At 68.1% G+C, this 21,783-nt stretch carries 24 protein-coding genes; 10 read left to right on the top strand and 14 right to left on the bottom strand.

Annotated features, from left to right (window positions below):
• A partial coding sequence (locus B3E43_RS01925) for a methylmalonyl-CoA mutase family protein (RefSeq protein WP_292026203.1) occupies window positions 1–1,577 on the top strand: 1,577 nt, incomplete at its 5' end.
• An 11-nt stretch (window positions 1,578–1,588) separates the two neighbouring features.
• Here the strand turns inward: B3E43_RS01925 and B3E43_RS01920 are convergent.
• From B3E43_RS01920 to B3E43_RS01895, 6 genes are all read right to left on the bottom strand, one after another.
• Window positions 1,589–1,999, bottom strand: coding sequence for a DUF6491 family protein (locus B3E43_RS01920; protein ID WP_292026202.1), 411 nt, complete (start codon window positions 1,997–1,999; stop codon window positions 1,589–1,591).
• 28 nt (window positions 2,000–2,027) lie between these two features.
• The gene (gene mnmD, locus B3E43_RS01915; protein ID WP_292026201.1) at window positions 2,028–3,845 is read right to left on the bottom strand and encodes a tRNA (5-methylaminomethyl-2-thiouridine)(34)-methyltransferase MnmD; all 1,818 of its coding nucleotides are present in this window, start codon (window positions 3,843–3,845) and stop codon (window positions 2,028–2,030) included.
• A 109-nt stretch (window positions 3,846–3,954) separates the two neighbouring features.
• Complete coding sequence (locus B3E43_RS01910; RefSeq protein ID WP_292026200.1) at window positions 3,955–4,230, bottom strand: hypothetical protein; 276 nt, start codon at window positions 4,228–4,230, stop codon at window positions 3,955–3,957.
• A gap of 190 nt (window positions 4,231–4,420) precedes the next feature.
• Entirely contained in the window at window positions 4,421–4,666 is a 246-nt protein-coding gene (locus B3E43_RS01905) for a hypothetical protein (protein ID WP_292026199.1), read from the bottom strand.
• Between the two features lie 196 nt (window positions 4,667–4,862).
• Complete coding sequence (gene motA, locus B3E43_RS01900) at window positions 4,863–5,732, bottom strand: flagellar motor stator protein MotA (RefSeq protein ID WP_292026198.1); 870 nt, start codon at window positions 5,730–5,732, stop codon at window positions 4,863–4,865.
• Between the two features lie 80 nt (window positions 5,733–5,812).
• The gene (locus tag B3E43_RS01895; RefSeq protein ID WP_292026239.1) at window positions 5,813–7,612 is read right to left on the bottom strand and encodes a long-chain-acyl-CoA synthetase; all 1,800 of its coding nucleotides are present in this window, start codon (window positions 7,610–7,612) and stop codon (window positions 5,813–5,815) included.
• A gap of 262 nt (window positions 7,613–7,874) precedes the next feature.
• Here B3E43_RS01895 and B3E43_RS01890 point away from each other — a divergent pair, with 262 nt between their 5' ends.
• Together B3E43_RS01890 and B3E43_RS01885 are read left to right on the top strand one after the other, a co-directional pair.
• Window positions 7,875–8,333, top strand: a complete 459-nt coding sequence (locus B3E43_RS01890) for a peptidase S1 (RefSeq protein ID WP_292026197.1) — start codon at window positions 7,875–7,877, stop codon at window positions 8,331–8,333.
• Between the two features lie 148 nt (window positions 8,334–8,481).
• A complete protein-coding gene (locus tag B3E43_RS01885) occupies window positions 8,482–9,096 on the top strand; it encodes a hypothetical protein (protein WP_292026196.1) in 615 nt (204 codons plus the stop codon).
• A 65-nt stretch (window positions 9,097–9,161) separates the two neighbouring features.
• Here the strand turns inward: B3E43_RS01885 and B3E43_RS01880 are convergent, their stop codons facing one another.
• Genes B3E43_RS01880 through B3E43_RS01870 form a run of 3 tightly spaced genes read right to left on the bottom strand, consistent with a single transcriptional unit; the run spans window position 9,162 to window position 12,019 of the window.
• Window positions 9,162–10,478 (bottom strand): PQQ-dependent sugar dehydrogenase, encoded by a 1,317-nt coding sequence (locus B3E43_RS01880; RefSeq protein WP_292026195.1) that lies wholly within the window; start codon window positions 10,476–10,478, stop codon window positions 9,162–9,164.
• 23 nt (window positions 10,479–10,501) lie between these two features.
• Window positions 10,502–11,050, bottom strand: a complete 549-nt coding sequence (locus B3E43_RS01875) for a lipocalin family protein (RefSeq protein ID WP_292026194.1) — start codon at window positions 11,048–11,050, stop codon at window positions 10,502–10,504.
• 60 nt (window positions 11,051–11,110) lie between these two features.
• The gene (locus tag B3E43_RS01870; RefSeq protein ID WP_292026193.1) at window positions 11,111–12,019 is read right to left on the bottom strand and encodes a DUF1206 domain-containing protein; all 909 of its coding nucleotides are present in this window, start codon (window positions 12,017–12,019) and stop codon (window positions 11,111–11,113) included.
• A 101-nt stretch (window positions 12,020–12,120) separates the two neighbouring features.
• Between B3E43_RS01870 and B3E43_RS01865 the strand changes: the two genes are divergently transcribed.
• The 3 genes from B3E43_RS01865 to B3E43_RS01855 all read left to right on the top strand — a co-directional run bounded on the left by B3E43_RS01865 (window position 12,121) and on the right by B3E43_RS01855 (window position 14,920).
• Window positions 12,121–13,059 (top strand): ABC transporter ATP-binding protein, encoded by a 939-nt coding sequence (locus B3E43_RS01865; RefSeq protein ID WP_292026192.1) that lies wholly within the window; start codon window positions 12,121–12,123, stop codon window positions 13,057–13,059.
• 2 nt (window positions 13,060–13,061) lie between these two features.
• Window positions 13,062–13,829 carry an ABC transporter permease gene (locus B3E43_RS01860; protein WP_292026238.1) on the top strand — a complete coding sequence of 256 codons (768 nt, stop codon included), beginning with the start codon at window positions 13,062–13,064 and terminating at the stop codon, window positions 13,827–13,829.
• Window positions 13,830–13,927: 98 nt separating this feature from the next.
• Complete coding sequence (locus B3E43_RS01855; protein WP_292026191.1) at window positions 13,928–14,920, top strand: hypothetical protein; 993 nt, start codon at window positions 13,928–13,930, stop codon at window positions 14,918–14,920.
• On the opposite strand, the gene B3E43_RS01850 is transcribed toward B3E43_RS01855, so the two are convergent.
• Window positions 14,917–15,294: a hypothetical protein gene (locus B3E43_RS01850; protein ID WP_292026190.1), complete on the bottom strand. Its 378-nt coding sequence runs from the start codon at window positions 15,292–15,294 to the stop codon at window positions 14,917–14,919. The genes B3E43_RS01855 and B3E43_RS01850 overlap by 4 nt on opposite strands.
• Before the next feature lie 127 nt (window positions 15,295–15,421).
• Here B3E43_RS01850 and B3E43_RS01845 point away from each other — a divergent pair, with 127 nt between their 5' ends.
• Both B3E43_RS01845 and B3E43_RS01840 read left to right on the top strand, forming a co-directional pair.
• Window positions 15,422–16,102 (top strand): dihydrofolate reductase family protein, encoded by a 681-nt coding sequence (locus B3E43_RS01845; RefSeq protein WP_292026189.1) that lies wholly within the window; start codon window positions 15,422–15,424, stop codon window positions 16,100–16,102.
• Between the two features lie 2 nt (window positions 16,103–16,104).
• Window positions 16,105–16,764: a glutathione S-transferase family protein gene (locus B3E43_RS01840; RefSeq protein WP_292026188.1), complete on the top strand. Its 660-nt coding sequence runs from the start codon at window positions 16,105–16,107 to the stop codon at window positions 16,762–16,764.
• Here the strand turns inward: B3E43_RS01840 and B3E43_RS01835 are convergent.
• Together B3E43_RS01835 and B3E43_RS01830 are read right to left on the bottom strand one after the other, a co-directional pair.
• Window positions 16,761–17,000, bottom strand: a complete 240-nt coding sequence (locus B3E43_RS01835; protein ID WP_292026187.1) for a zinc-finger domain-containing protein — start codon at window positions 16,998–17,000, stop codon at window positions 16,761–16,763. The two genes, B3E43_RS01840 and B3E43_RS01835, sit on opposite strands and share 4 nt — an antisense overlap.
• Window positions 17,001–17,062: 62 nt before the next feature.
• Window positions 17,063–17,317 carry a hypothetical protein gene (locus B3E43_RS01830; protein ID WP_292026186.1) on the bottom strand — a complete coding sequence of 85 codons (255 nt, stop codon included), beginning with the start codon at window positions 17,315–17,317 and terminating at the stop codon, window positions 17,063–17,065.
• A gap of 167 nt (window positions 17,318–17,484) precedes the next feature.
• Between B3E43_RS01830 and B3E43_RS01825 the strand changes: the two genes are divergently transcribed.
• Together B3E43_RS01825 and B3E43_RS01820 are read left to right on the top strand one after the other, a co-directional pair.
• Window positions 17,485–18,459, top strand: a complete 975-nt coding sequence (locus B3E43_RS01825) for an ABC transporter ATP-binding protein (protein ID WP_292026185.1) — start codon at window positions 17,485–17,487, stop codon at window positions 18,457–18,459.
• Between the two features lie 47 nt (window positions 18,460–18,506).
• Window positions 18,507–19,106: a hypothetical protein gene (locus B3E43_RS01820; RefSeq protein WP_292026184.1), complete on the top strand. Its 600-nt coding sequence runs from the start codon at window positions 18,507–18,509 to the stop codon at window positions 19,104–19,106.
• 7 nt (window positions 19,107–19,113) lie between these two features.
• On the opposite strand, the gene B3E43_RS01815 is transcribed toward B3E43_RS01820, so the two are convergent.
• Window positions 19,114–19,491, bottom strand: a complete 378-nt coding sequence (locus B3E43_RS01815; protein ID WP_292026183.1) for a Tat pathway signal protein — start codon at window positions 19,489–19,491, stop codon at window positions 19,114–19,116.
• 135 nt (window positions 19,492–19,626) lie between these two features.
• Window positions 19,627–21,765, bottom strand: a complete 2,139-nt coding sequence (locus tag B3E43_RS01810; protein ID WP_292026182.1) for a M13 family metallopeptidase — start codon at window positions 21,763–21,765, stop codon at window positions 19,627–19,629.
• Window positions 21,766–21,783: the final 18 nt, after the last annotated feature.

Genomic DNA, 21,783 nt, shown 5'->3' with positions numbered 1-21,783 from the left:
AGGAGTTCATGGTCCGCAACACCTACATCTATCCGCCCGAACCCTCGATGCGGATCGTGTCGGACATCTTCGCCTGGACCGCCGAGCACACGCCGAAATTCAACTCGATCTCGATCAGCGGCTACCACATGCAGGAGGCCGGGGCCTCGGCCGATCTGGAGCTGGCCTATACCCTCGCCGACGGCGTCGAATATCTGAAGGCGGGCGTCGCGGCGGGCATGGACGTCGACCGGTTCGCGCCCCGGCTCAGCTTCTTCTGGGCCATCGGCATGAACTATTTCATGGAGGTGGCCAAGCTGCGCGCCGGCCGCCTGCTGTGGGCCGAGGCCGTGTCGAAATTCGGCGCGAAGGACCCTCGCTCCCTGTCGCTGCGGGCCCACTGCCAGACCTCCGGCTGGTCGCTTGCCGCGCAGGATGTGTTCAACAATGTGCCGCGCACCATGGTCGAGGCCATGGCCGCGGCGGGGGGCCAGACCCAGAGCCTGCACACCAACGCCCTGGACGAAGCGCTGGCCTTGCCTACCGACTTCTCCGCCCGTATCGCGCGCAATACCCAGCTGCTGCTGCAGATGGAGACGGGCCTGACCAAGGTCATCGACCCCTGGGGCGGCAGCTTCTATGTCGAACGCCTGACCCACGAACTGGCGAACAAGGCCCGCGTTCTGATGGCCGAGGTCGAGGCCCTGGGCGGGATGGCGAAAGCCATCGAGGCCGGCGTGCCCAAGATGCGGATCGAGGAGGCCTCGGCCCGCACCCAGGCCCGGATCGATACGGGCCAGCAGACCGTCGTCGGCGTGAACCGCTATCTATCCGACTCGGTCGACGACATCCCCATGCTGAAGGTCGACAACGCCGCCGTGCTCGCGGCCCAGATCGACAAGCTGAAACGGCTGCGGGCCGAACGCGACGAGGCGAAGACTCAGGCCGCCCTCGACGCCCTGACCGAGGGTGCCAAGGGGAACGCCAATCTGCTCGAGCTCTCGGTTCAGGCCGCCCGGGCCTATGCCACCGTCGGCGAAATCTCCGATGCGCTGGAGGCCGCCTTCGGCCGCCATGTGGCGACGGTGAAGACCGCCCGCGGCGTCTATGCGCGCGAGGCCGGCAACGACCCGAAGATCAGCCGCGCCCGCGACATGGTCGCCGCCTTTGTCGACAATGACGGCGGCCCGCCGCGCATCCTGATCGCCAAGCTCGGGCAGGACGGCCACGACCGCGGCCAGAAGGTCATCGCCACCGCCTATGGCGACCTCGGCCTCGAGGCGACCGCGGGATCCCTGTTCCAGACCCCGGCCGAGGCCGCCCGCGACGCCGTGGCCGCCAATGTCCACGCCGTCGGCGCCTCTTCGCTGGCGGCCGGCCACCTGACGCTGGTGCCCGAACTCAAGGCCGAGCTGGAGAAGCTGGGCCGGCCCGACATCATGATCGTGGTCGGCGGGGTGATCCCGCCCTCGGACGTCCAGACCCTGATCGACATGGGCGCCGCCGCCGTCTACCCGCCCGGCTCGGTCATCGCCGACACGGCCATCGACCTGATCGACAAGCTGAACCAGCGCCTCGGCTACGCCCAGAAGACCTGAGGCCAGAGGACCTAGGGTCTGTGGTGGGCCGGCAGGGCCGCGATCTCGTCAGCCGTCAGCTTGCGGCTGACCCGCACCCGGCAGACCGAGGTCTGGGACGTGGAACCCGGCACGACGATCCGGGCCCAGTCGTCAGTGCACAGCCGGGAACCGACCATGCCGCCATCCGGGATCAGGGCCATCCGGTTGGCGAAGTCCATGTCAGGACAGCCGCCGGCCGCGTTCAGCTCAAAAACGTCATTGCGGCCCACCCGCAGGAAGACCTGATCCGGGCGGCCCTGTTCGAAATTGTCCACCTGACGCACGCCGAAACACTGGCGCGCGCGGGGCGGCGCATCACCGGCCATGCCGCCGCTGTCGACAGGAGCACAGGAGGTCAGGAACGTAGCGGCGCCGAGAGCGGCGAAGGCGAGGGTGCGCATGGGGGGAGTCTCCTCGAGGTACCGAACCTCAACCGTCCGCCCTGCCGACCGGTTGCACAAGGGGTCCGGCGGTAGCGTTTCGTAACGGATCGACCCGGGCAGCCAGACCGGTCGGCAGCGGCGACGGCGCTCCGGTCGCAAGGGCCGCGACATGCTCCGCCAGCAGCGGCGCGACGCAGAAGCCACGCGAGCCAAGCCCTCCGAGCACGAACAGGCCTTCGGCGCCCGGCACGGCGCCCGCCAGCGGCAGCCGATCCGGCGTGGTCGCCCGTACAGCCGTCCGCGCCTGCCCCGGCCCCGCTGCCGCGATCCGGGCCGCCAGTTGCGGTAGACGGGCCGCCACCGTCGCCAGATTGCGGGCGCCGGCCCCCTCCGACGGCCCGCCGTCGGTCTCGCCCCGATCATGGGTCGCGCCGAACAGCAGGCCGGAGCCCGTCGGCGCGGCATAGCCACCCCAGGCGACAGGACCGGCCTCTACACCCTCGACCCAGTGCGCCTGCCCCCGGACCGGCGCCAGCGGGAGGGTCGGGACCAGTCCTGCGGTCCCCCACCCGCCCGCGACCACGACGATGTCCGCCTCGTGGATCGAGGCCCCGCCGTCATCCAGCAGCCGCCACCCGCCATCCACAGCCGCGAGCCGCCCGACCGTCGCGGTGATCCGGTCAGCCTCGGTGAGCCAGGCCTCAAGGACCGCTGCCGGATGGATCGCCATGGCGTCGCGCATCCACAAGCCGCCGCTCCCGACCGGCTCTCCCAGCCGATCGGCACAGGCGACGGGGTCACGAACCTCCATCGCGCCCTCTGCCCAGATCGGCTGGACCGCCACCCTGGCGAAACGGACGGCGTCGCGTGGGGCCTGTTCGAGCTGAAGCACGCCCTCCGCGATCACCGCGCCGGGGATGGCGGCATAGAGGTTCGCCGCACGCGTCAGGGCCTGGGCGTGGAGGGCGGCGATATCCCCATCGCCGGCGTCGAGGCGCGGCGTGACAAGGGAGGCCGGAAAGCCCGATCCCCCCGCGCCGGGTCGTTCCGACTCGATGACGGTCACCCGCGCGGCGAGCGCCGCAAAGGCCCGCGCCAGCGCCGCCCCTGCGATCCCGGCCCCGATCACGGCGACGGACGGCGCAAGGCATGGGGCGGTGGAGGTCTCGGGCAAACGCGCTTCCAGCCGTTCGCGCTTGCGGCCATGGCCCGGCCGCTTCTCGACGGTGAACCCCCGCTCCGCCAGCCCCCGGCGGACCTGCCCGGCCACGGTGAAGGTCGCGACGCGCGCGCCGGGCGCCGACCGGGCCTTGATGCCGTCCAGAACCGTCTCCGACCACATGTCCGGATTGGTCGAGGGGGCGAACCCGTCCAGGAACCAGGCGTCGGCCCGTCCCGTCCACTGCGACAGGGCCCAGCCGACGTCGCCGACGGCGAGGTCGAGCGTCGCGTTGAAGCCGGGCAGATCGAGTCGGTGAAATCCCGGCGTCGGCTCCGGCCAGACATCCAGCAGGGCCTGTGCCGCATCCGCGAGTTCCGGCCAGGCCGCGAGTGCGCGCGCCGCCTCATCGTGGCTCAGCGGAAAGCCCTCCACCGAGAACAGGCTCAAACGACCGTCGGCAGGTCCTTCACGACGCCACAGATCCAGCAGGGCCGCGATGTTCAGACCCGTGCCGAACCCCAGTTCGGCCACGCAGAAGCGCCCGCGTCCCTCCCACGCGTTCGGCAAGCCGCATCCCGCCAGGAAGACCGCGCGGGATTCCGCCAGACCGTCCTGCTGCGAGAAATAGACATCGCCGAACCGCCCCGAGCGCGGCGAGCCGTCTTCGGTCCAGATCAGGCGGGGCGCGCGGTCTTCAGCCATGGGCCACGGCCTATACGGCTCCGGCCGCGGCGCAAAGAAAAAGGGCCGCCCACGCGGGCGGCCCTCTGTCCATGGTCCTGTCCAGCGGCCAGCCGCCGGACTGCGACGTCTAGTGAGCGGCGGCCGGAGCGGCCGGGGCCGCGGCGGCAGGAGCCGGGGCGGCGGCGTCCGCCGCTGCCGGCGCGAGTTCAGCCGCAGCGGCGGCGTCAGCGGCGGCCTGGGCGTCGGCGGCGGCCTGATCAATGGTGACATTGGCGGCGGCGGGGTCAGCGACGCCGGCGGCTTCGACCGCTTCGGTCGAGGCGTCGGTCTTGTCTTCGGCGTTCTGGCAGGCGGTGAGGGCAAGCGCGGCGGTGGCGGCCACGATCAGGGCTGTGATGCGCATCGGATGGCTCCTTGGATTCGGCGGACGAGGGCGTCCTGTGGAACTGGATACCGACCGCCGGCGAGGCCCGGCAAGTTAAATAGCGCCCACGTTCGGCGCGGCGCAGCGGTCGGGACAACGAAAAAGGGCCGCCCCTTCCGGGACGGCCCTTCCTTCATCAGACCCGAAGGCCCGAATGATGTCGCTCGTATTAGTGAGCGGCGGCCGGGGCAGCGGCGTCGGCAGCCGGAGCGGCAGCGGCGTCGGCGGCCGGGGCGGCAGCGGCGTCGGCAGCCGGAGCAGCGGCGTCGGCAGCCGGGGCCATGGCGGCGTCGGCTGCCGGGGCTTCAGCAGCGGCGTCGGTGGCCGGAGCTTCTTCAGCCTTGTCAGCGGCGGGGGTGCAGGCGGCCAAGGCCAGAGCGGCGACCGAAGCGGCGACCAGAGCGGTGATGCGCATAATGTTTATTCCTTCAGAAGGGTCATACGAGGTCATGAACTCCTCGCAGTTCCCGAGATAACGGGAACGTGAGCGAAAGCCAAGCCTTATTCTCACGCATTCGTGAACCGGCGTGACCTGCGGACGGAAATGAGCGGTCGCCGGCGCCCGGATCGGCCAGCCGCCGGGCCTCGAAACCGGGCGAACGCCCGTGAGATCAGGCGTCGGTCGGCGCGGCCGAGAGCGACTCTTCCATCTCGAGGAAAGACGGCTGGGCCGAGGAAGGAATGTCGCCGCGGCCGATTTCCACCGAGATCTGGGCGGCGTTGCCATGCAGGTGCGCCACCAGCACAGACCGGATGATCTTGTAGTAGGCGCTCTCCTCGTCGATGATTTGCGTCAGGCGCGCCGCCAACGGACCCACCAGGCCATAGGCCAGGAAGACGCCCAGGAAGGTGCCGACCAGGGCGCCGCCGATCATGCCGCCCAGCACCTCCGGCGGCTCCGTGATCGCCGCCATGGTCTTGATCACGCCCAGAACGGCGGCGACGATGCCCAGCGCAGGCAGGGCGTCGGCCATGTTCTGCAGCGCATGCGCCGGCCCGAGCGCCTCGTGGTGATGCTTCTCCAGCTGCTTTTCCATGACGTCCTCAATCTGGTGAGGATCCTCGAGGTTCATGGTCATCATGCGCAGGGTGTCGCAGATGAAGTCAGTGGCGAAATGGTCCTTCAGCACCTTGGGGTATTTCTGGAAGATGGTGCTCTCGGCCGGCTTCTCGATGTGGCTCTCGAGGGCGATGACGCCCTTCGATTTCATCGTCTTGGTCAGCTGGAACAGCAGCGACAGCAGGTCCTTGTAGTCCTGCTTCTTCCATTTGGGCCCGGCGAACACCTTGCCGAAGCCGCCGGCCACACCCTTGAGGGTCGAGACCGAGTTGGACATCACCAGCGCCGCCACCGCCGCGCCGCCGATCATCATCATCTCATAGGGCAGCGAGTGGAGGATGACGCCCATCTTGCCGCCGGCGATGGTGTAGCCGCCGAACACCATGCCGAACAGGAGGACGATGCCGATGATCTGGAACATGAAAAGCCGGGACGTCCTGAGCGTGTGGGACGCCGACCTTCGCCGTTAATGATTAAGGGGCGGTTGCGAACCGCCGTCCTTCAAAGCCTGGTTTCGCCGGCAAGGATGGCGGCGCGGGCGGCTTCGCTCAGCCTGGTGTAGCCGTTCTTGCCGCCCCGGACATAGAGCGGGCCATCGACCTTGGCCGGGTCAAAGCCGTCGGCGACGAGATCGACCTTCTTGTATTTGAAGGTTCCGGTGGTGTCGGCTGACTTGATCAGCCGGACAAAGACCGGCCGGGCATAGGTCGGCAGCTCCTGATCGGCCCAGTCGGCGAAGGGTTTGGCGGCGAACCGGCCATCGATCACCAGCGCAACCATGCCGGCCTTGCCGTCATGGCCCGGGACCGGCACCCCATAGGCGATGACCTCCTTGACGCCCGGCGCATCGGCCAGCCGCTGCTCGACCTCGGCGGTCGAGACGTTTTCGCCCTTCCAGCGGAAGGTGTCGCCGATCCGGTCGATGAAATAGACATAGCCTTCGCTGTCCTGCTTCATCAGATCGCCCGTGCGGAACCAGCGGTCGCCGCGCACGAAGACGTCGCGCAGGATCTTCTTCTCGGAGGCCGCCTTGTCGGCATAGCCCGAGAAGGCGTGGCGGGGGTCGTCACCGATCCGGCCGATCGCCTCGCCAACCTCGTTCGCCTTTACCAGTTGGCACAGGCCGTCCGGGCCGCGCATCGGCTCTTCCGTCTCCATGTCGAACCGGACGAGGCGGAAATTGATCTGGTTTTTCAGAAACCCCGGCACGCGGCCGATCGCGCCCGGCTTGCCGTCGAAATTGAACACCGAGACATTGCCCTCGGTCGAGCCATAGAATTCGAAGATGTTCGGTACAGCGAACCGCTTCTGAAACTCGGTCCAGACATCGGGCCTCAGGCCGTTTCCGAAGGCGAGGCGCAGCTTGTGAGACCGTTCTTCCGGATTTTCGGGGCAGTTGACCAGATAGCGGCACAGCTCGCCGATGTAGACGAAGAGGGTTGCGCCCGAGGCCTTCACATCTGGCCAGAAATTCGTCGATGAGAACCGCTTGCGCAGAACCAGCTGGCCCCCGTTCAGCAGGGCCGGTCCGACGCCCACCAACCCTCCGGTCGAGTGATAGAGGGGCAGGACATTGAAGGTGATGTCCTTTTCGGTCGCACCCGTAGCCCCGGCGAACGCGCGCATATAGGTCCGCGCGCGGGCGTGCGTGACCTTGGCTGCCTTGGGCAACCCGGTCGTGCCCGAGGTGTAGATGAACATCGCCGTATCGCGGTTGGTCAGCCCCGAGCGCGCCGATCGGGCGGGGCGCACGGACGAACCGCTGCGCACCGGCTTGTCGAGGCCACGTCGCTCGTCCGCCTCGTCCTCATCGCGCAGTCCCAGAACCCAGAGCATCAGGTTTCGCCCGGACAATGCCCGCGCGTCCTCCACCCGCTTCCAGCAATCCTCGTCCGTCACCACCTGGGAGGCGTTGGAGATGGACAGGCAATGGGCCAGGGCGTGGCCGGTCAGGTTGGTGTTGATCAGGGCGGTGGCGACGCCGACCTTGGCGAATCCCATCCATGCGGCGATGTATTCGGCCCGGTTGAGCATCACCAGGGCGATGGTGTCCCCGCGCTTGAGCCGGCGGCTCTGGGCCCAATGGCCGAACCGGTTGGCCATGGCGTCGAGCTCGCGATAGGTCACCGTCCGACGATCGTCCTGGATCGCCACCCGGTCCCCGAACCGGTCAACCGCCTCTTCCCAGTCGTCGCAGACCAGATCGGCGCTATCCAGATCGACCGGCTTGATGCGCTTGAGCAGACGGCGCAGCCCCTTGGCGAAACGCATATTGCGCTTGATGTTCGCCACCAGACCCATCGTCGTCATCACTCCGCGGAAAGCCGCCCCTGCCTTGGTGATGGACAAGCCATCCGCCCTGGTCAACCGGCAGGGGAATCACAGGCGCGTTTCAGGGCAAAAGACTGCCGGTTTCGGCGGGGGCGTGGCGCCGATGCGGCGGTGACGCTGGGTGAACCTGCCGATGTCTGACAGCCGCTTGTGGAACGCGAAACAGCAAGGCTTAATCACCGAACGCGGATTGGCGGCGTGGGGCCGGAACGATCCACGGGGGACAACACTGATGAAACACCTTCTGATCGCCGCCTGCGCCCTCGCGCTGGCCGGGCCGGCCGCCGCCCAGAACTACAACGCCGAACCCAACTACGGCAGCATCACCCTGGCGCCGGGCTTCCAGCCCGATCCGCACCTTGTCAGCCTGCGCGCCGGTGGCGACATCAGCGCCTCCAACGCCGGCAGCGGCTGCGCCGGCTTCATCACCAACGCGCCCGACTTCCGCTTCCAGTGGAACGGCAACGGCTCGCTGAACATCAAGATCTCGGTGCTGTCCAAGGCCGACACCACCCTGGTGGTGAACGGCCCGAACGGCGAATGGTACTGCGACGACGACACGGGCGAGGACAACAACCCGCTGATCACCCTGGGATCCGTGTCCGGCCGTTATGAAATCTGGGTCGGCACCTACTCCAGCGGCGATCCCCAGCCCGCCGTCCTGTCGATCTCGGAGCTCACCAACTTCTGACGCTCGTCTTTCAGTATTGATTGAGCTTAAATTTGCACCGTTGCCGCCTCAAATATGGCGGCAACGGTGTTTCTTCGCGGCTATTCAAGAATCGCGGAACTGTGATCTAACAGGCTTGTTTCTCTCCTGAGTTTTTGGAGGAACAGCTATGACCGTGACCTATCCTGTCGAACCGACCAAGCCGTATGGCGACCGTATCGAGGCGCCGCGCGCCGAGATGATCCATGACGAGCCTTTCGTCCCCGTCTATGCCCGTCGCGCCAAGGCGCGCGGCGGTCGGGGCAAGATCAGGACGTGGATGATCCTGACCCCCGTGGCGGTGCTGACGCTGGGCGGCATTGTCGCCATGATGCTCATGAACGGCTCTGAAGAGGCGGCCGCCCCCCTGGTCGAGCCGGCCGCAACGGCTCCGGTCCTGCCCATCGCGCCGGCCGCGACGGCCACGGCGCCTCTGACCACCATGTCGACACCCGAACCGGTTGCTGCCACGCCTGTGGCTCGCGAAGCTGCTCCCCTGCGCCGCGCCGCTCCGACGCCGGCTCCCGCACGCCGTGAAACTGTCCGCACGCCCGATCCGGCTCCGGCTGCAGCCGCCCGCGCCGTGACGCCCGCTCCGACCGCGCCGACCGGCCCGCAGGCCTACACGCCCGCTACGGCCGCGCCGTCGACCTCGACGCTCAACACGGCGTCCGCCACCCCGGCCCCGGCGACGCCGGCTCCGGCCCGGACGCCCCCGGTGATTATCGTCGAACCGGTCGGCTGATTGGGCATCAATCCGGAAACAAGGCCCCGGCGGAGCGATCCGCCGGGGCCTTTGTCTGTCCGGGGTCAGGTGGCCGGCGAGACCCGCCAGATGACGTTGCCGACGTCATCTGCGACCAGCAGGGCGCCTGCGCCATCAAACTGGACCCCGACCGGCCGGCCCATCGCCTGATCCTGTTCGTTCAGGAAGCCGGTCAGAATGTCTTCCGGCGGCCCTGAGGGGACGCCGCCCGAGAACGGTACGAAGATCACGCGATAGCCGTTGCGCGGCGTCCGGTTCCACGATCCGTGCTGCCCCACAAAGGCCCCGCCGCGATAGCGGGCCGGAAACAGGCCGCCCTCTCCGAAGGTCAGGCCGAGGGACGCCGTGTGGGCGCCCAGGGCGTAGTCGGGTTTCAACGCACGCGCGACCATCCCGGGATTGGCCGGTTCGACCCGCGTATCCACGATCTGGCCATAGTAGCTCCACGGCCAGCCGTAGAAGCCGCCCGGCGTCACCGAGGTCATGTAGTCAGGCACCAGATCGTTGCCGAGTTCATCGCGCTCATTGACCGCCGTCCACAGCTTGCCGCTGTCCGGCTGCCAGGCCAGACCGACCGGATTGCGCAAACCCGAGGCGAAGACGCGGCCGACGCCGGTGGCGATGTCGATCTCATGGATGGCGGCGCGGCCCTCCTCCTCGACCATGCCGTGCTCGGCGATGTTGGAATTGGATCCGACCCCGACATACAGCCGCGTCCCGTCCGCGCTGGCGACCAGACTCTTGGTCCAGTGGTGGTTGCGGCCCGCAGGCAGGGCGGCGAGCCTGCGCGCGGCGGCGGTGATCCGCGTCTGGCCGGTCTCATAGGGAAAGGCGACCACGGCGTCGGCGTTGGCGACGTAGAGGGTGTCTCCGACCAGCGCCATACCGAAGGGCGAGGTCAGGTTCTCGAGGAAGGCCGTCCGGGTCTCGGCGACGCCATCGCCATCGGCGTCACGCAGCAGGGTGATGCGGTTGGCGCTCGGCGCCTTGGCGCCGGCCTTTTTCATGACCAGCCCCTGGATCCAGCCACGGATGCCGCCCGACTGGCCTTCCGGCTTGGGAGGGGCATTCGACTCGGCGACCAGAATGTCGCCGTTGGGCAGGCGATAGATCCAGCGGGGATGATCCAGTCCCGATGCGAAAGCCTGCACCCGGAAGCCCCGGGCGGGCGTGGGCGCCACGCCGGCCGGCCAGCCGACGGCCTCGGCGATGTTCACGGTCGGGATCCGTTGCGGCGCCGGCTCGGGAAGGGTCGGGTTCGGACCGAAGCCGAGGGCCGGGTCCAGCGCCGCCTCATTGCCTCCGCAAGCCGCGAGCGTGAGCACCAGGACGGAGGCTGCGAGCAGGGTTGGACGGATCATGGGACGACCTTTGCGGGGGCGGGTCAGAACTCGGGGAATTCCAGGCGGCTGACGTCATAACCCAGCGCGGCTGCGCGGGCGACGAGCGCCGCGCGTTCGGCGGCGTCCGGAACCTCCCGCGTGTAGATCCACAGCTTGTCGAAGGTCGGATCGGCGGAGATGAACCAGCTGTAGTCCTCGGCGTGATCCAGCACCCAATAATCCCAGGTCACCAGACCGCCGAGATACCGGACCCGAAGTTTGGCGTTCATGCCCGGATCAAGGACCTCGCCGCGGCCGCCGATGGCCTTTTCCCGACCTTGCGGGGTATCGACCTGACAGGTGTCGCGCACATCGACCCGCGTCGGATTGACCACGACATAGTTGGTCGCGCCGGCCACGCAGCCATCCGTAAGCCGCATCGGCAGGCGGGCGATCTCCAGCCAACGGCCGCTGTAGAACCGCTCAAGATCAACCGCCCGGGTCGGAGCCGGTGCGCGGACCTCATCGGGCCCGGGCGCGGTGACGCAGGCCGACAACGACAATGCGCCAGTCATGATGAGGGCGGCGGCGGCGAGGCTTCGCATCTGCATGGGGACGGTCTCCGGCTCGGGTTGAACATACAGGTACGGCAACGGTTCCGGACGGACGCGTCAGGTCAGGGGATTCAGATCGCGCGGCGGCCGGATGCGGCGAAACCGCGCCTCGATGAACGAAAAGGCGCCGAACGCGATAAAGCCCAGCGCGCCCGCGATGAGGATCCACGATCCTGCCGGCTGGCGCTCCACGGCTTCCAACGCCGCGCCGAGGCTGGTGACGTCCGAAGCGCTCGAGTTCAGCCCGGCAAGCACCACCAGCGTGGCCAATGGCAAATAAGCCAGACCCCGGGCGACGTGGCCGATTCTCGCGAGGGGCGTCACCCGGCGGCAGGTTTCGGGCGAACAGGCGAGGTATTCCGTGAAATCCTCGCGCCACGCCTTGACGACATTGCCCGCGCCAATCCCGAAGATCACCAGCCCGGCGCCGACCAGAAGCCATTTGCCAAACGGCAGGGCCAGCACCGTCTCGGCCTGCTCCCGGCTGCGGATCACACCCTCGGCAGCCGGATCGCCTTCCGGCGCGCGGATCAGAAGGCTGAAGGCGGCGAACGACAGGGCCGCGTAGCTGAATCCGCTGAAGGCCTGGCTCATACGCGTGCTCAGGCCGTGGCGGGAGGTTCCCTCGTGGTCGGCGTCAAAGACGGACTGCAGGACGCGCCAGACGACGAAGGCGGCCAGTCCCAGCCCGACAAGGAACATCCAGACCCGGCCGAGGGGGCGCATCGCCAGCCAGTCCAGCGAACCCTTGATCCCCACGGCGTCGCCGACCAGATCGACCGCGGCCAACAGGATCAGCATGCCGGCGGACAGGTACACAAAGCCCCGCGCGCCGTAGCCGATGCGCGCCGCCCACTCGAGCAGATCATGCAGCGGCGGGACCCGACTGAGCAGGGAGGATCGCCGACGACCGCGTTCGCCCAGGTCGGCCAGACGATTGCGGACAAGGGCGACGAGATCGGGCACGGCGACGGTAACCCGCGGACCCGTATATGGCTCCCGGCGTTCGCCCGCCCTTGAGGTGCGACAGGCGGACGCATATCTGCCTGCGTCTCGGGAGGGCGCGTATGCAGCCGGTTATTTCCATCCAGGGTCTGACCAAGACCTACAAATCTGGGCTGCAGGCCCTGAAGACCACGGACCTGACCATCGGCAAGGGCGAGATCTTCGCCCTGCTGGGACCCAATGGCGCGGGCAAGACGACTCTGATCTCCATCGTCTGCGGCATCGTTACCCCGACGACGGGGACGGTCATCGCCGACGGTCACGACATCCAGAAGGACTATCGGGCGGCGCGCTCGAAGATCGGCCTGGTGCCGCAGGAGCTGACCACCGACGCCTTCGAGACCGTGCTGGCCACGGTGACCTTCAGCCGCGGCCTGTTCGGCAAGGCGCCGAACCCCGCCCATATCGAAAAGACCCTGCGCGAACTGTCCCTGTGGGAGAAGCGCAACGACAAGATCATGACCCTGTCCGGCGGCATGAAGCGCCGGGTGATGATCGCCAAGGCCCTGAGCCACGAGCCCGACATCCTGTTCCTCGACGAGCCGACCGCTGGCGTCGACGTCGAACTGCGCCGCGACATGTGGAACCTCGTCCGCCGCCTGCGCGACACCGGCGTCACCATCATCCTGACCACCCACTATATCGAGGAGGCGGAGGAGATGGCCGACCGGGTCGGGGTGATCCTGAAGGGCGAGCTGATCCTGGTCGAGGAGACCTCGGCCCTGATGAAGAAGCTGGGCAAGAAGACCCTGACCCTGAACCTGCAGGAGCCCCTGACCGCCATCCCGCCGGAGCTGGCCGAATGGTCGCTGACCCTGAAGGCTGATGGAAACGAGCTGGAATACGTCTTCGATTCCAATCTGGAGAAGACCGGCGTGCCGTCCCTTCTGCGCAGGCTCTCGGACCTCGGCATCGCCTTCAAGGACCTGCACACCAGCCAGAGCTCGCTGGAGGACATCTTCGTCAGTCTGGTCCACCGCGATACGGGAGCGGCCGCATGAGCATGACCTTCAACGGCCATGGCGTCTGGGCCATCTACAAGTTCGAGATGGCGCGCGCCCTGCGCACCGTCTGGCAATCGCTGGTGACGCCGGTGATCACCACGTCGCTGTATTTCGTGGTCTTCGGCTCGGCGATCGGCAGCCGCATGACCGAGATCGACGGCGTCGCCTATGGCGCCTTCATCGTGCCCGGCCTGATCATGCTGAGCCTGTTCACCCAGTCGATCTTCAACGCCTCCTTCGGCATCTATTTCCCGAAATTCACCGGCACCATCTACGAGCTGTTGTCGGCGCCGGTCAGTCCGCTCGAGATCGTCATCGCCTATGTCGGGGCGGCGGCGACCAAGTCGGCGGTGCTGGGGCTGATCATCCTGGCCACCGCAGCCCTGTTCGTGCCCCTGCAGATCCTGCATCCGCTTGAAATGCTGGCCTTCCTGATCCTGATCTCGACGACCTTCAGCCTGTTCGGTTTCATCATCGGCATCTGGGCCAACGGTTTCGAACAGCTGCAGATGATCCCCATGCTGGTGGTCACCCCGCTGACCTTCCTGGGCGGCTCCTTCTATTCGATCGACATGCTGCCGCCGATCTGGCGCACGATCACCCTGTTCAATCCGCTGGTCTATCTGATCTCCGGCTTCCGCTGGACCTTCTACGGTTCCGGCGACGTCGGCATCGGGGTCAGTCTGGCGGCGACCCTGGGTTTCCTCTTCGTCTGTCTGGCCATCGTCGGCTGGATGTTCCGGACCGGCTACCGTTTGAAGAACTGAGGTCTTCAGCTTCGGGTCACGAAACGGGCCAGATCGGCGGACACCTTGGCCCTCCTCCGCATTTGATGTAGCGCGCCGGATCCTGCGCGGGAGTTTTGATGCCCACCGATACCGACAAGAAGCTCAACGGCACGCCCGAGCCCTTCCGCCGCCCCGTGGTCTGGGGCCGCCCGCCCGCGACCGTATTCCGCGCCGGCCCCCTGCCGAAGGGCGGAGCCCTGCCGCCCCTGCCCGAGGCGCCGCCCATGCAGTTCACGCCGGGCATCCTGACCGGCTCGATGATCCCGCGCGCCGCCCCGGCCAGGGTGCCGGCCCAGACCGCGGCCCCGACCCTGGCTCAGGCTCAGGCTCAGGCTCAGGCTCAGGCCCAGGCCCGGCCTCAAGCCGCCGCGCCGCCGGTCGCGCGAACGCCCGAACCCCGTGAGGAACCGGCGTCGCCGTCCGTGCCCGCCGCCTCTGTCCAGACGGCCGACCTCACCGTGCGCCCCCTGCCGCCGGTCGAGCCTGTTGTTCCGGCCAGGCCCGCACCGACCGCCGCAACGGCGCCCGCGAAGCCCGTGGCCGCCGCGCCGGAGCCCGTTACGGTTCCCGCCACGGCCGTCGTCGCGGCCCGCAAGCCAGACAGTCGGACCCCGCTGTATGCCGGGATCGCCCTTGCCGCTGTTACGGTCCTCGCCCTTGGCGGCTGGATCTGGACCCGACCACCCGCCGGAGCGCCGGCGCCGGCCGTGGCTGCCGCGCCTGCGGCCGTCACCCCCGCCGCCGAAGTCGTCGCGCCGGAGAGCCCGCCGGTTCCGGTCGCCGTGACCGAGCCCGTCGCCGAGACCCCGGCGCCCGCGCCCATGGTCGCCGCTCCGGCCGCCAGACCGGCCGCGGTGACGCCGGCTCCCGCGCGAACGCCGCCGCCTCCTGTCGCAGCCCGGCCCGCCTCACCGGCGCCTGAGGTCGTCGCCCCGCCGCCGGCGGTCGCGACAACGCCCCTCATCGAGATTGCGCCCGCCCCGGTCCCCGGCCCGGCGCCGACCGCGGCCGAGCGTCCATCGACCAACCCGGATGAGCCCATCGCGACCCGGCCCCAGCCGATCGGCTAGCGGATGGCGACGTAGCCGCGCTCGACCATGCGGCGCAGGCCTTCATAGGCCTCGGCCAGTTCCTCATAGGCGGCGCGCGCCGAGGCCAGTCGCGCGATCTGGTCGGGAGTCGAGGGCGCGCCGGATTCCGACTGGCGCAGGCCTTCGGACACCCATTTGGCGCGCGCGGTAGCCGTCAGCACGGCCAGCTTCTGAAACATGGACGCATCCAGTTTCGGCAGCATCTGGCCGATGACCTCGCGGTTGGCGATGTAGGCCGAATAGTCGATCTGCTCCAGCAGGCCGCGCAGTCGCCGCTGCTCCTGCGGGTCGGTGTCCTGGGGCTCGAAATGGTCACGCTGGCGGCGATAGCTGTTGGTCTGGATGGTCGACATGGCCTGTCTTCCGAAAAGAATCGTCTTGAGGGTGCGCCTCGTCGATTAACGGGGGGTTGCGCCCGGTCGCCGGAAGTTGAGACTTGGGCGAAGGTCCGCCCATGAGCCGGCCGCGGGAGACGTCGCCGTGACCGGCAGGGTGCGAGTCGATTGTTATGCTGTCTCGGTCGACGGATTCGGCGCGGGACCCGACCAGAGCCTCGACCATCCCCTTGGCGTGGGCGGAGAAGGCCTGCACCGCTGGTTCTTTCCGACCCGCACATGCCGTGAGAATTTCGGCCAGACGGGAGGCGAGGAGGGCGTCGATGACGACTTCGGCCGGCGCGGCATGGCGGGGCTGGGCGCGTGGATCCTCGGCCGCAACATGTTCGGGCCGATCCGGGGCGACTGGCCCGACGACCAATGGAAAGGCTGGTGGGGCGCCGAGCCCCCCTATCATGTGCCCGTGGTGGTGCTGACCCACTACCCCCGAGACCCGATCGGGATGGAGGGCGGCACGGTCTTTCATTTCGAGACCGGCGGCATCGTGGCCGCGCTGGAGCGGGCGCGCGCCTTTGCCGGCGGCAAGGACATCCGCATCGGCGGCGGCGCTGAAACGATCCGGCAGTATCTCGGAGCCGGGCTGATCGACGAGATGCACATCGCCGTTTCTCCCGTAATTCTGGGCCGTGGCGAACCGCTGTGGGAGGGGCTGGACCTGCCCGCTCTCGGCTATGAGATCGTCTCCAGCACCGCGGGCGAGCGGGCGACGCACCTGTGCTTCGGTCGCGCCGGCGCGCAAGCCGACAAGACCGGGAAGGCCGTCTGACCATGTCGCTCACCCTCTGGTCCCACCCCTATTCCGCCTATGGTCAGAAGGCCTCCGTCGCCCTGTATGAACTCGGCCTTCCGTTCGAGCAGACACTGGTCGAGGCCGGCAATGAGGCGGTCATGGCCGCGTTCCGCAGCCTGTCGCCCTTCGCCAAGATGCCGGCCCTGGTCGACACGACGGCCGGCCGGACCCTCTACGAATCCAGCATCGTGATCGAATATCTCGACCGGCTGGCTGGCGGCGGCCAGCTGATCCCCGCCGATCCCGAGTCGGCGCTTGAGGCGCGGCTGGTCGACCGGATGGTGGACACCTATGTCGGCGGGCCTATGAACCGCATCATCCCGCGGAAATTCCGGCCGGCGGGCCATGAGGACCCGTTCGGCGACGCTCAGGACGCGGCCATTCTGTCGGGAGCCTGGGACTGGCTGGAAGGCCGGCTGGCGGACGGGCGGACGTGGGGCGCCGGCGAGACCTTCACCGTGGCCGACTGCTGCGCGGCGCCGATCCTGACCTATGCGCGACGACTGGTCCCGTTCGGCGACCGGCCGCGCCTCAGGGCCTGGCACGCGCGGCTGATGGCGCGGCCCTCCTTCGTCCGGGCGCTGGAAGACGCTGCGCCGTTCGGGGACCTGATGCCCGCGCCGCCGGCCGAGGACTAGTGAGCTTCAGGCGGCCGCGCGGCGGGGCTGAGATACTCGTTCTCCGCCTTTGGATGAGCGTCCAGCACGAAGCGGCGGTCACAATAGGCGCATTCGACGAAGTCCTCGCCGCCCATGTCCATATAGACCAGCGGGTGACCGAGGGCCCCGCCGCCGCCGTCGCAGGCCACGCGCTTCGTCGAAACCACGATGGCTTCCGGCGGCGGAATGATCGCATCGGCGTGGCGCGGCGGCATGGGCAGACCTGACGGATGACGGCGGATAACGGCCGACTCCCTAGAAGCCCCCGCGCGCGGCGTCAAACCGTCTGCGACTTGCGGCGGAAGACCCGGTCGAACAGGGCCTTGCGCTTGCTGAACAGAGACCAGCCCAGGCAGCCCGCGGCGACCCACAGGCCGATCTCGCCGATCACCGCGGCAGGGCCGCCGATCAGGAGCGACTCGCGCATGGGAATCTCGCCCATCCGGTTCAGGACCACCACGGCCGTGAACACCCCATACCCCAGCAGGCAGAAGGCGAAGGCCGTCCAGCCGATCATCTTTGTGCGGTTCATCGCGTCCATTCCGTCAAGCAAGCTGTTCATAATGACAAGTGTCCTAGACATCTGAACGCTCGATGTCAAGCGTCATTGACAACAATGATGCCCCGCCCGGGGCCGGCCCTTGGCGGAGACCCGCGCCGGGCCTACCTAGGCCCGTCATCGACCCTGAAAGCCTCTGCATGTCCGATCCCGCCGCCCTGCCCGTGAACGCCATCGAGGTCAGGGGACTGGAAAAGACCTATGCGGGTTCGAAGAAGGCCCCGCCCAAGGTCGCCCTGCGCGGCGTCGATCTGGTCATTCCGCGCGGCTCGATGTTCGGCCTGCTGGGCCCCAACGGCGCGGGCAAGTCGACCCTGATCAACATCCTCGCCGGCGTGGTCAACAAGACCGGCGGCACGGCCGAGATCTGGGGCCGCGACATCGACAGACAGCCGCGCGACGCCCGCGCCGCCCTCGGGGTCGTGCCACAGGAGATCGTGGCCGACGTCTTCTTCACCCCCCGCGAGGCGCTGGAGGTCCAGGCCGGCTTCTACGGCGTGCCGGCGAACGAGCGCCGCTCTGACGAACTGCTCGCCGCCCTCGGCCTCAGCGACAAGGCCCACGCCTATGTCCGCGCCCTGTCCGGCGGCATGAAGCGTCGCCTGATGGTGGCCAAGGCACTGGTCCACAATCCGCCGATCCTGATCCTCGACGAGCCGACGGCGGGCGTCGATGTCGAGCTGCGCCGTCAGCTCTGGGAGTACGTCCGCCGCCTCAACGCCGAGGGCGTGACCATCCTGCTGACCACCCACTATCTGGAGGAGGCGCAGGAGCTCTGCGACACCATCGCCATCATGAACCGCGGCGAGGTCGTGGCCTGCGAGCCGACGCCCCAGTTGCTGCGCCGTCTGGACACGCGGAACGTCGTCGTGACCCCCGACGGCGCGCTGAAGGCCCTGCCCAAGCTCAAGGGCTTTGAGGCCGTCGCCCGCCCCAACGGCGCCTTCGCCGTCACCTACAAAAAGGGCCAGTCGTCGGTCGAACAGGTGCTGGCTGCCGTCCGCGCCGCGGGCGTCACCATCGCCGACATCGTCACCGAGGACCCGGACCTGGAGGACGTCTTCCTGGCCCTGACCTATGGGGATGCGGGACAGGTCGATCCGACGAAGGATTGACAGAGAACGGCGTTCGTTTTCTCCTCCGCGCGATGGGGGAGGGATCCATGCGAAACTTTGTATTCTCGGCCGTCGCGCTCTCTGCGTCGCTGTTTTTGGGGGGAACCGCCTTGGCGCAGCAGTTGCCGCGCCAGGCGCCGACACGGCAGGTCCCTGAAGGCCTGGTCGTGGCCCCACCGACTATTCCGCGCGGTAACCTGCCTCAGCTTAACGCCTCGCAACGGACCACGGCCGCTCGGGAGCTTTCGGGGTCGAATACCCTGACGGCCGGTGTGACCCGGCGGTACGGCGGTGATAGCCCGGTACCGAACGGCGCTCACGTAAAGCTTTATTTCCCGGTGCTGGCCTACGTCGACGGAACGGCGGTACTGAAGTCAGGCGAGGGCATGGTCGCCATAAGGGTGGTTGAGACGTCAGGCCTCGTCATGTTCGATTGCCCGGTCTTTTCGGGGCCGGGGCTCACCTGGCGAACACGGATCGGCAACACCTCCATGTTTAACGAGGGAACCGCACCGGCGTTGAATTCCCGGTCCGTGTTCATCGTCGATGTGACCGGGTTGCAGGATCGGGACATACAGATCTTCGGCATGCCTCGCGGTGGAGGTTTCGCCTTTCACTATTGCGATGTGACCGCCCTGTCAGGCTGATCCGGCCTCAGACCACCATCACCGTCCCGATCAGCAGCCGCGCGCCGGCGCGGCCCATCACCGTATTGGTCGCCGCCTGAAGCTGCGCCACCAGTCGTTCGACGTCGGGCGGGGTTCCCGGCAGCAGCGCATTGGCCGATTGCTGCACCACCGCCGCATAGGCGGCGCGCAGGCGCGGGGCCGACTGGGCGACGCGGGTGCGCAGGGCGGCGTCGGGCGTATCGACCCCTGTTTCGACCGTCATCACGCCCGGCCGCCCGCCCGGTCGCCTGACATTGGCGGTGATGGTCGGCAGCCGCAGATAGGTGGCCTGGGACGCCGCAGCGCCGCCTCCGCCAGTCCTGAGCGGTTGGGTCTTCAGTCCGAGGAGAGCACGACGATCCATGCGCAGAGGCTACCGTTCAGCGCTTAAGGCTCGGTTACGCTGCCTCTCCCTCCCCCTCCGGGGGAGGAAGAACCGCAACGAAAAGGGCCGGAGCGTCGCTGCTCCGGCCCCCTCGATTTGTTCAGGCCTTGGCCCCTACCAGATGCGAACCCGGTCGGCCGGCGCGAGGTAGTACCGATCGCCCGGCTGGACGTCGAAGGCCTCGTACCAGGCGTCGACGTTGCGCAGGGGCCCGATGACCCGGAACTCGGCGGGCGAGTGGGGGCCGACGGTGACCTGCTGGCGCAGGGCGTCGTCGCGGTAGCGCGTCTGCCAGACCTGGGCCCAGCCGTAGAAGAAGCGCTGGTCGCCGGTGACGCCGTCCAGCACCGGCGAGGGCTGGCCGTTCAGCGACAGGTGATAGGCTTCCAGGCCCACAGCCACGCCGGCGGCGTCGCCGATGTTCTCGCCCATGGTCAACCCGCCCTGGAGGAAGAAGCCGGGCAGGGGTTCATAGGTGTCGTACTGGGCGCCCAGACGGGCGGTCAGGGCCTCGAAATTGGCCTTGTCCTCGGGCGTCCACCAGTTGCGCAGCACGCCGTCGCCGTCGGACTTGGAGCCCTGGTCGTCGAAGCCGTGGCCGATCTCGTGGCCGATGACCCCGCCGATGGCGCCGTAGTTGACCGCCGGATCGCCGTTCGGATCGAAGAAGGGCGGCTGCAGGATGGCGGCCGGGAAGACGATCTCGTTATTGGCCGAGTTGTAATAGGCGTTCACGGTCTGGGGCGTCATGCCCCACTCGTCCTTGTCGACCGGGTCGTTGAGACGGTTCAGCTGGTACTGCCACTGGAAGACGCCGGCGCGCTCGGTGTTGCCGAACAGGTCGTCAGGCCGGACCTCGAGGGCGGAGTAGTCGCGCCATTTGTCCGGATAGCCGATCTTGACGGTGAATTTGGCCAGCTTCTCGAGGGCCGCCGCCTGGGTCTCGGCGCTCATCCAGTCGTAGTTCGGGATGCGATTGCCGAGAGCCGTGCGGAGGTTGGCGACCAGTTCCTCCATCTGCGCCCGGTAGGCGGGCGGGAAATATTCGGCGACATATTGCCGACCGACCGCCTCGCCCAGCATGCCCTCGGCGAAGCTGATGCCGCGCTTGTCGCGGCTGCGCTGCATGGGCTGGCCCTGCAGGTCGCGCGAGCGGAACTCCCACTGGGCGTCGGCGAAGCGGCGTGACAGGCGCGGCGCCGCGTCATCGACCGAGTGGAAGGCCTGCCATGCCTGGATGACCTCGATCGGGGTCTCGGCGTAGATGGCCGCGATCGGGGCCATGGCGGTGTCCTGACGGACGATCAGCCGGGGCACCTCGCCCACGCCGACGGCGGTGTAATAGTCCTGCCAGGCGAAGCCGGGAGCCTCGGCCGCCAGTCGGGCGATGGTGTATTCGTTATAGGTCTCGTCGCGGTTGCGGTTCTGGATCGGGGTCCAGTGCGCCTCGGCGATCCGGGTCTCGAAGGCGACGATGGCCTCGGCGGCCGCGGTGGGGTTCTCCCAGCCGATCATCTCCAGCATCCGGGCCACATAGGCCTGGTACAGGACCTTCTTCTCCGCCCAGCGGGCGTCCAGATAGTAGTCGCGGTTGGGCAGGCCGATGCCCGACTGGCCCGTCGAGACGACGTAGCGGTTCGGGGCCTTCTGATCGATCGAAATGCCCGTGCCGAAGATGGAGGAGCCGATCCGACCCTGGGTCTGGCCCATATAGACGGCCATGGCGTCATGGGTGTTGGCGGCGCGGATGGCGGCCAGGTAGGGCCGCAGCGGCTGGTCGTCCAGCGCCTCGATCCGGGCCTCGTCCATGTAGGAGCGGTAGGCGTCGGCGATCTTCTGTTCGTCCGAGCCGGGGATCAGGTCAGTGCGGGCCACGAGCGCCTCGATCATCGCCTTGACCCGGTTGTCGGACAGTTCGCGCAGCAGGGCGAAGGAGCCGTAGGAGGTGCGGTCCGAGGGGATTTCCATCCGGTCGAGGGCCGCGCCGTTGGCGAAGCGCATGAAGCTGTCGCCCGGGCGGACCGCGGTGTCGCGGCCGGCCAGGTCAAAGCCCCAGGTCCCGTAACGGGGCGCGACCGTGCCCTGGTAACCCAGGACCGTGGCGCCCTGATCGGGGGTCTGGAACAGTTCGAAGACGGTGCAGCCCTCGTCGATGCAGGTGTGGCCGTGATCCTCGCCGCCGACCTGTGCAACCGCGACGGACGCGGGCAGGAGCAGGGCGCCGAGCGCGGCGCCGATGAGCAATTTCTTCATGGGGATTTCCTCGACTTC

The organism is Brevundimonas sp. UBA2416 (genome assembly GCF_002343105.1).
Taxonomy (GTDB): Bacteria; Pseudomonadota; Alphaproteobacteria; order Caulobacterales; family Caulobacteraceae; genus Brevundimonas.
Note: the sequence above shows the minus strand (reverse complement) of the source record. Positions and strands in the feature narration are given on the sequence as shown.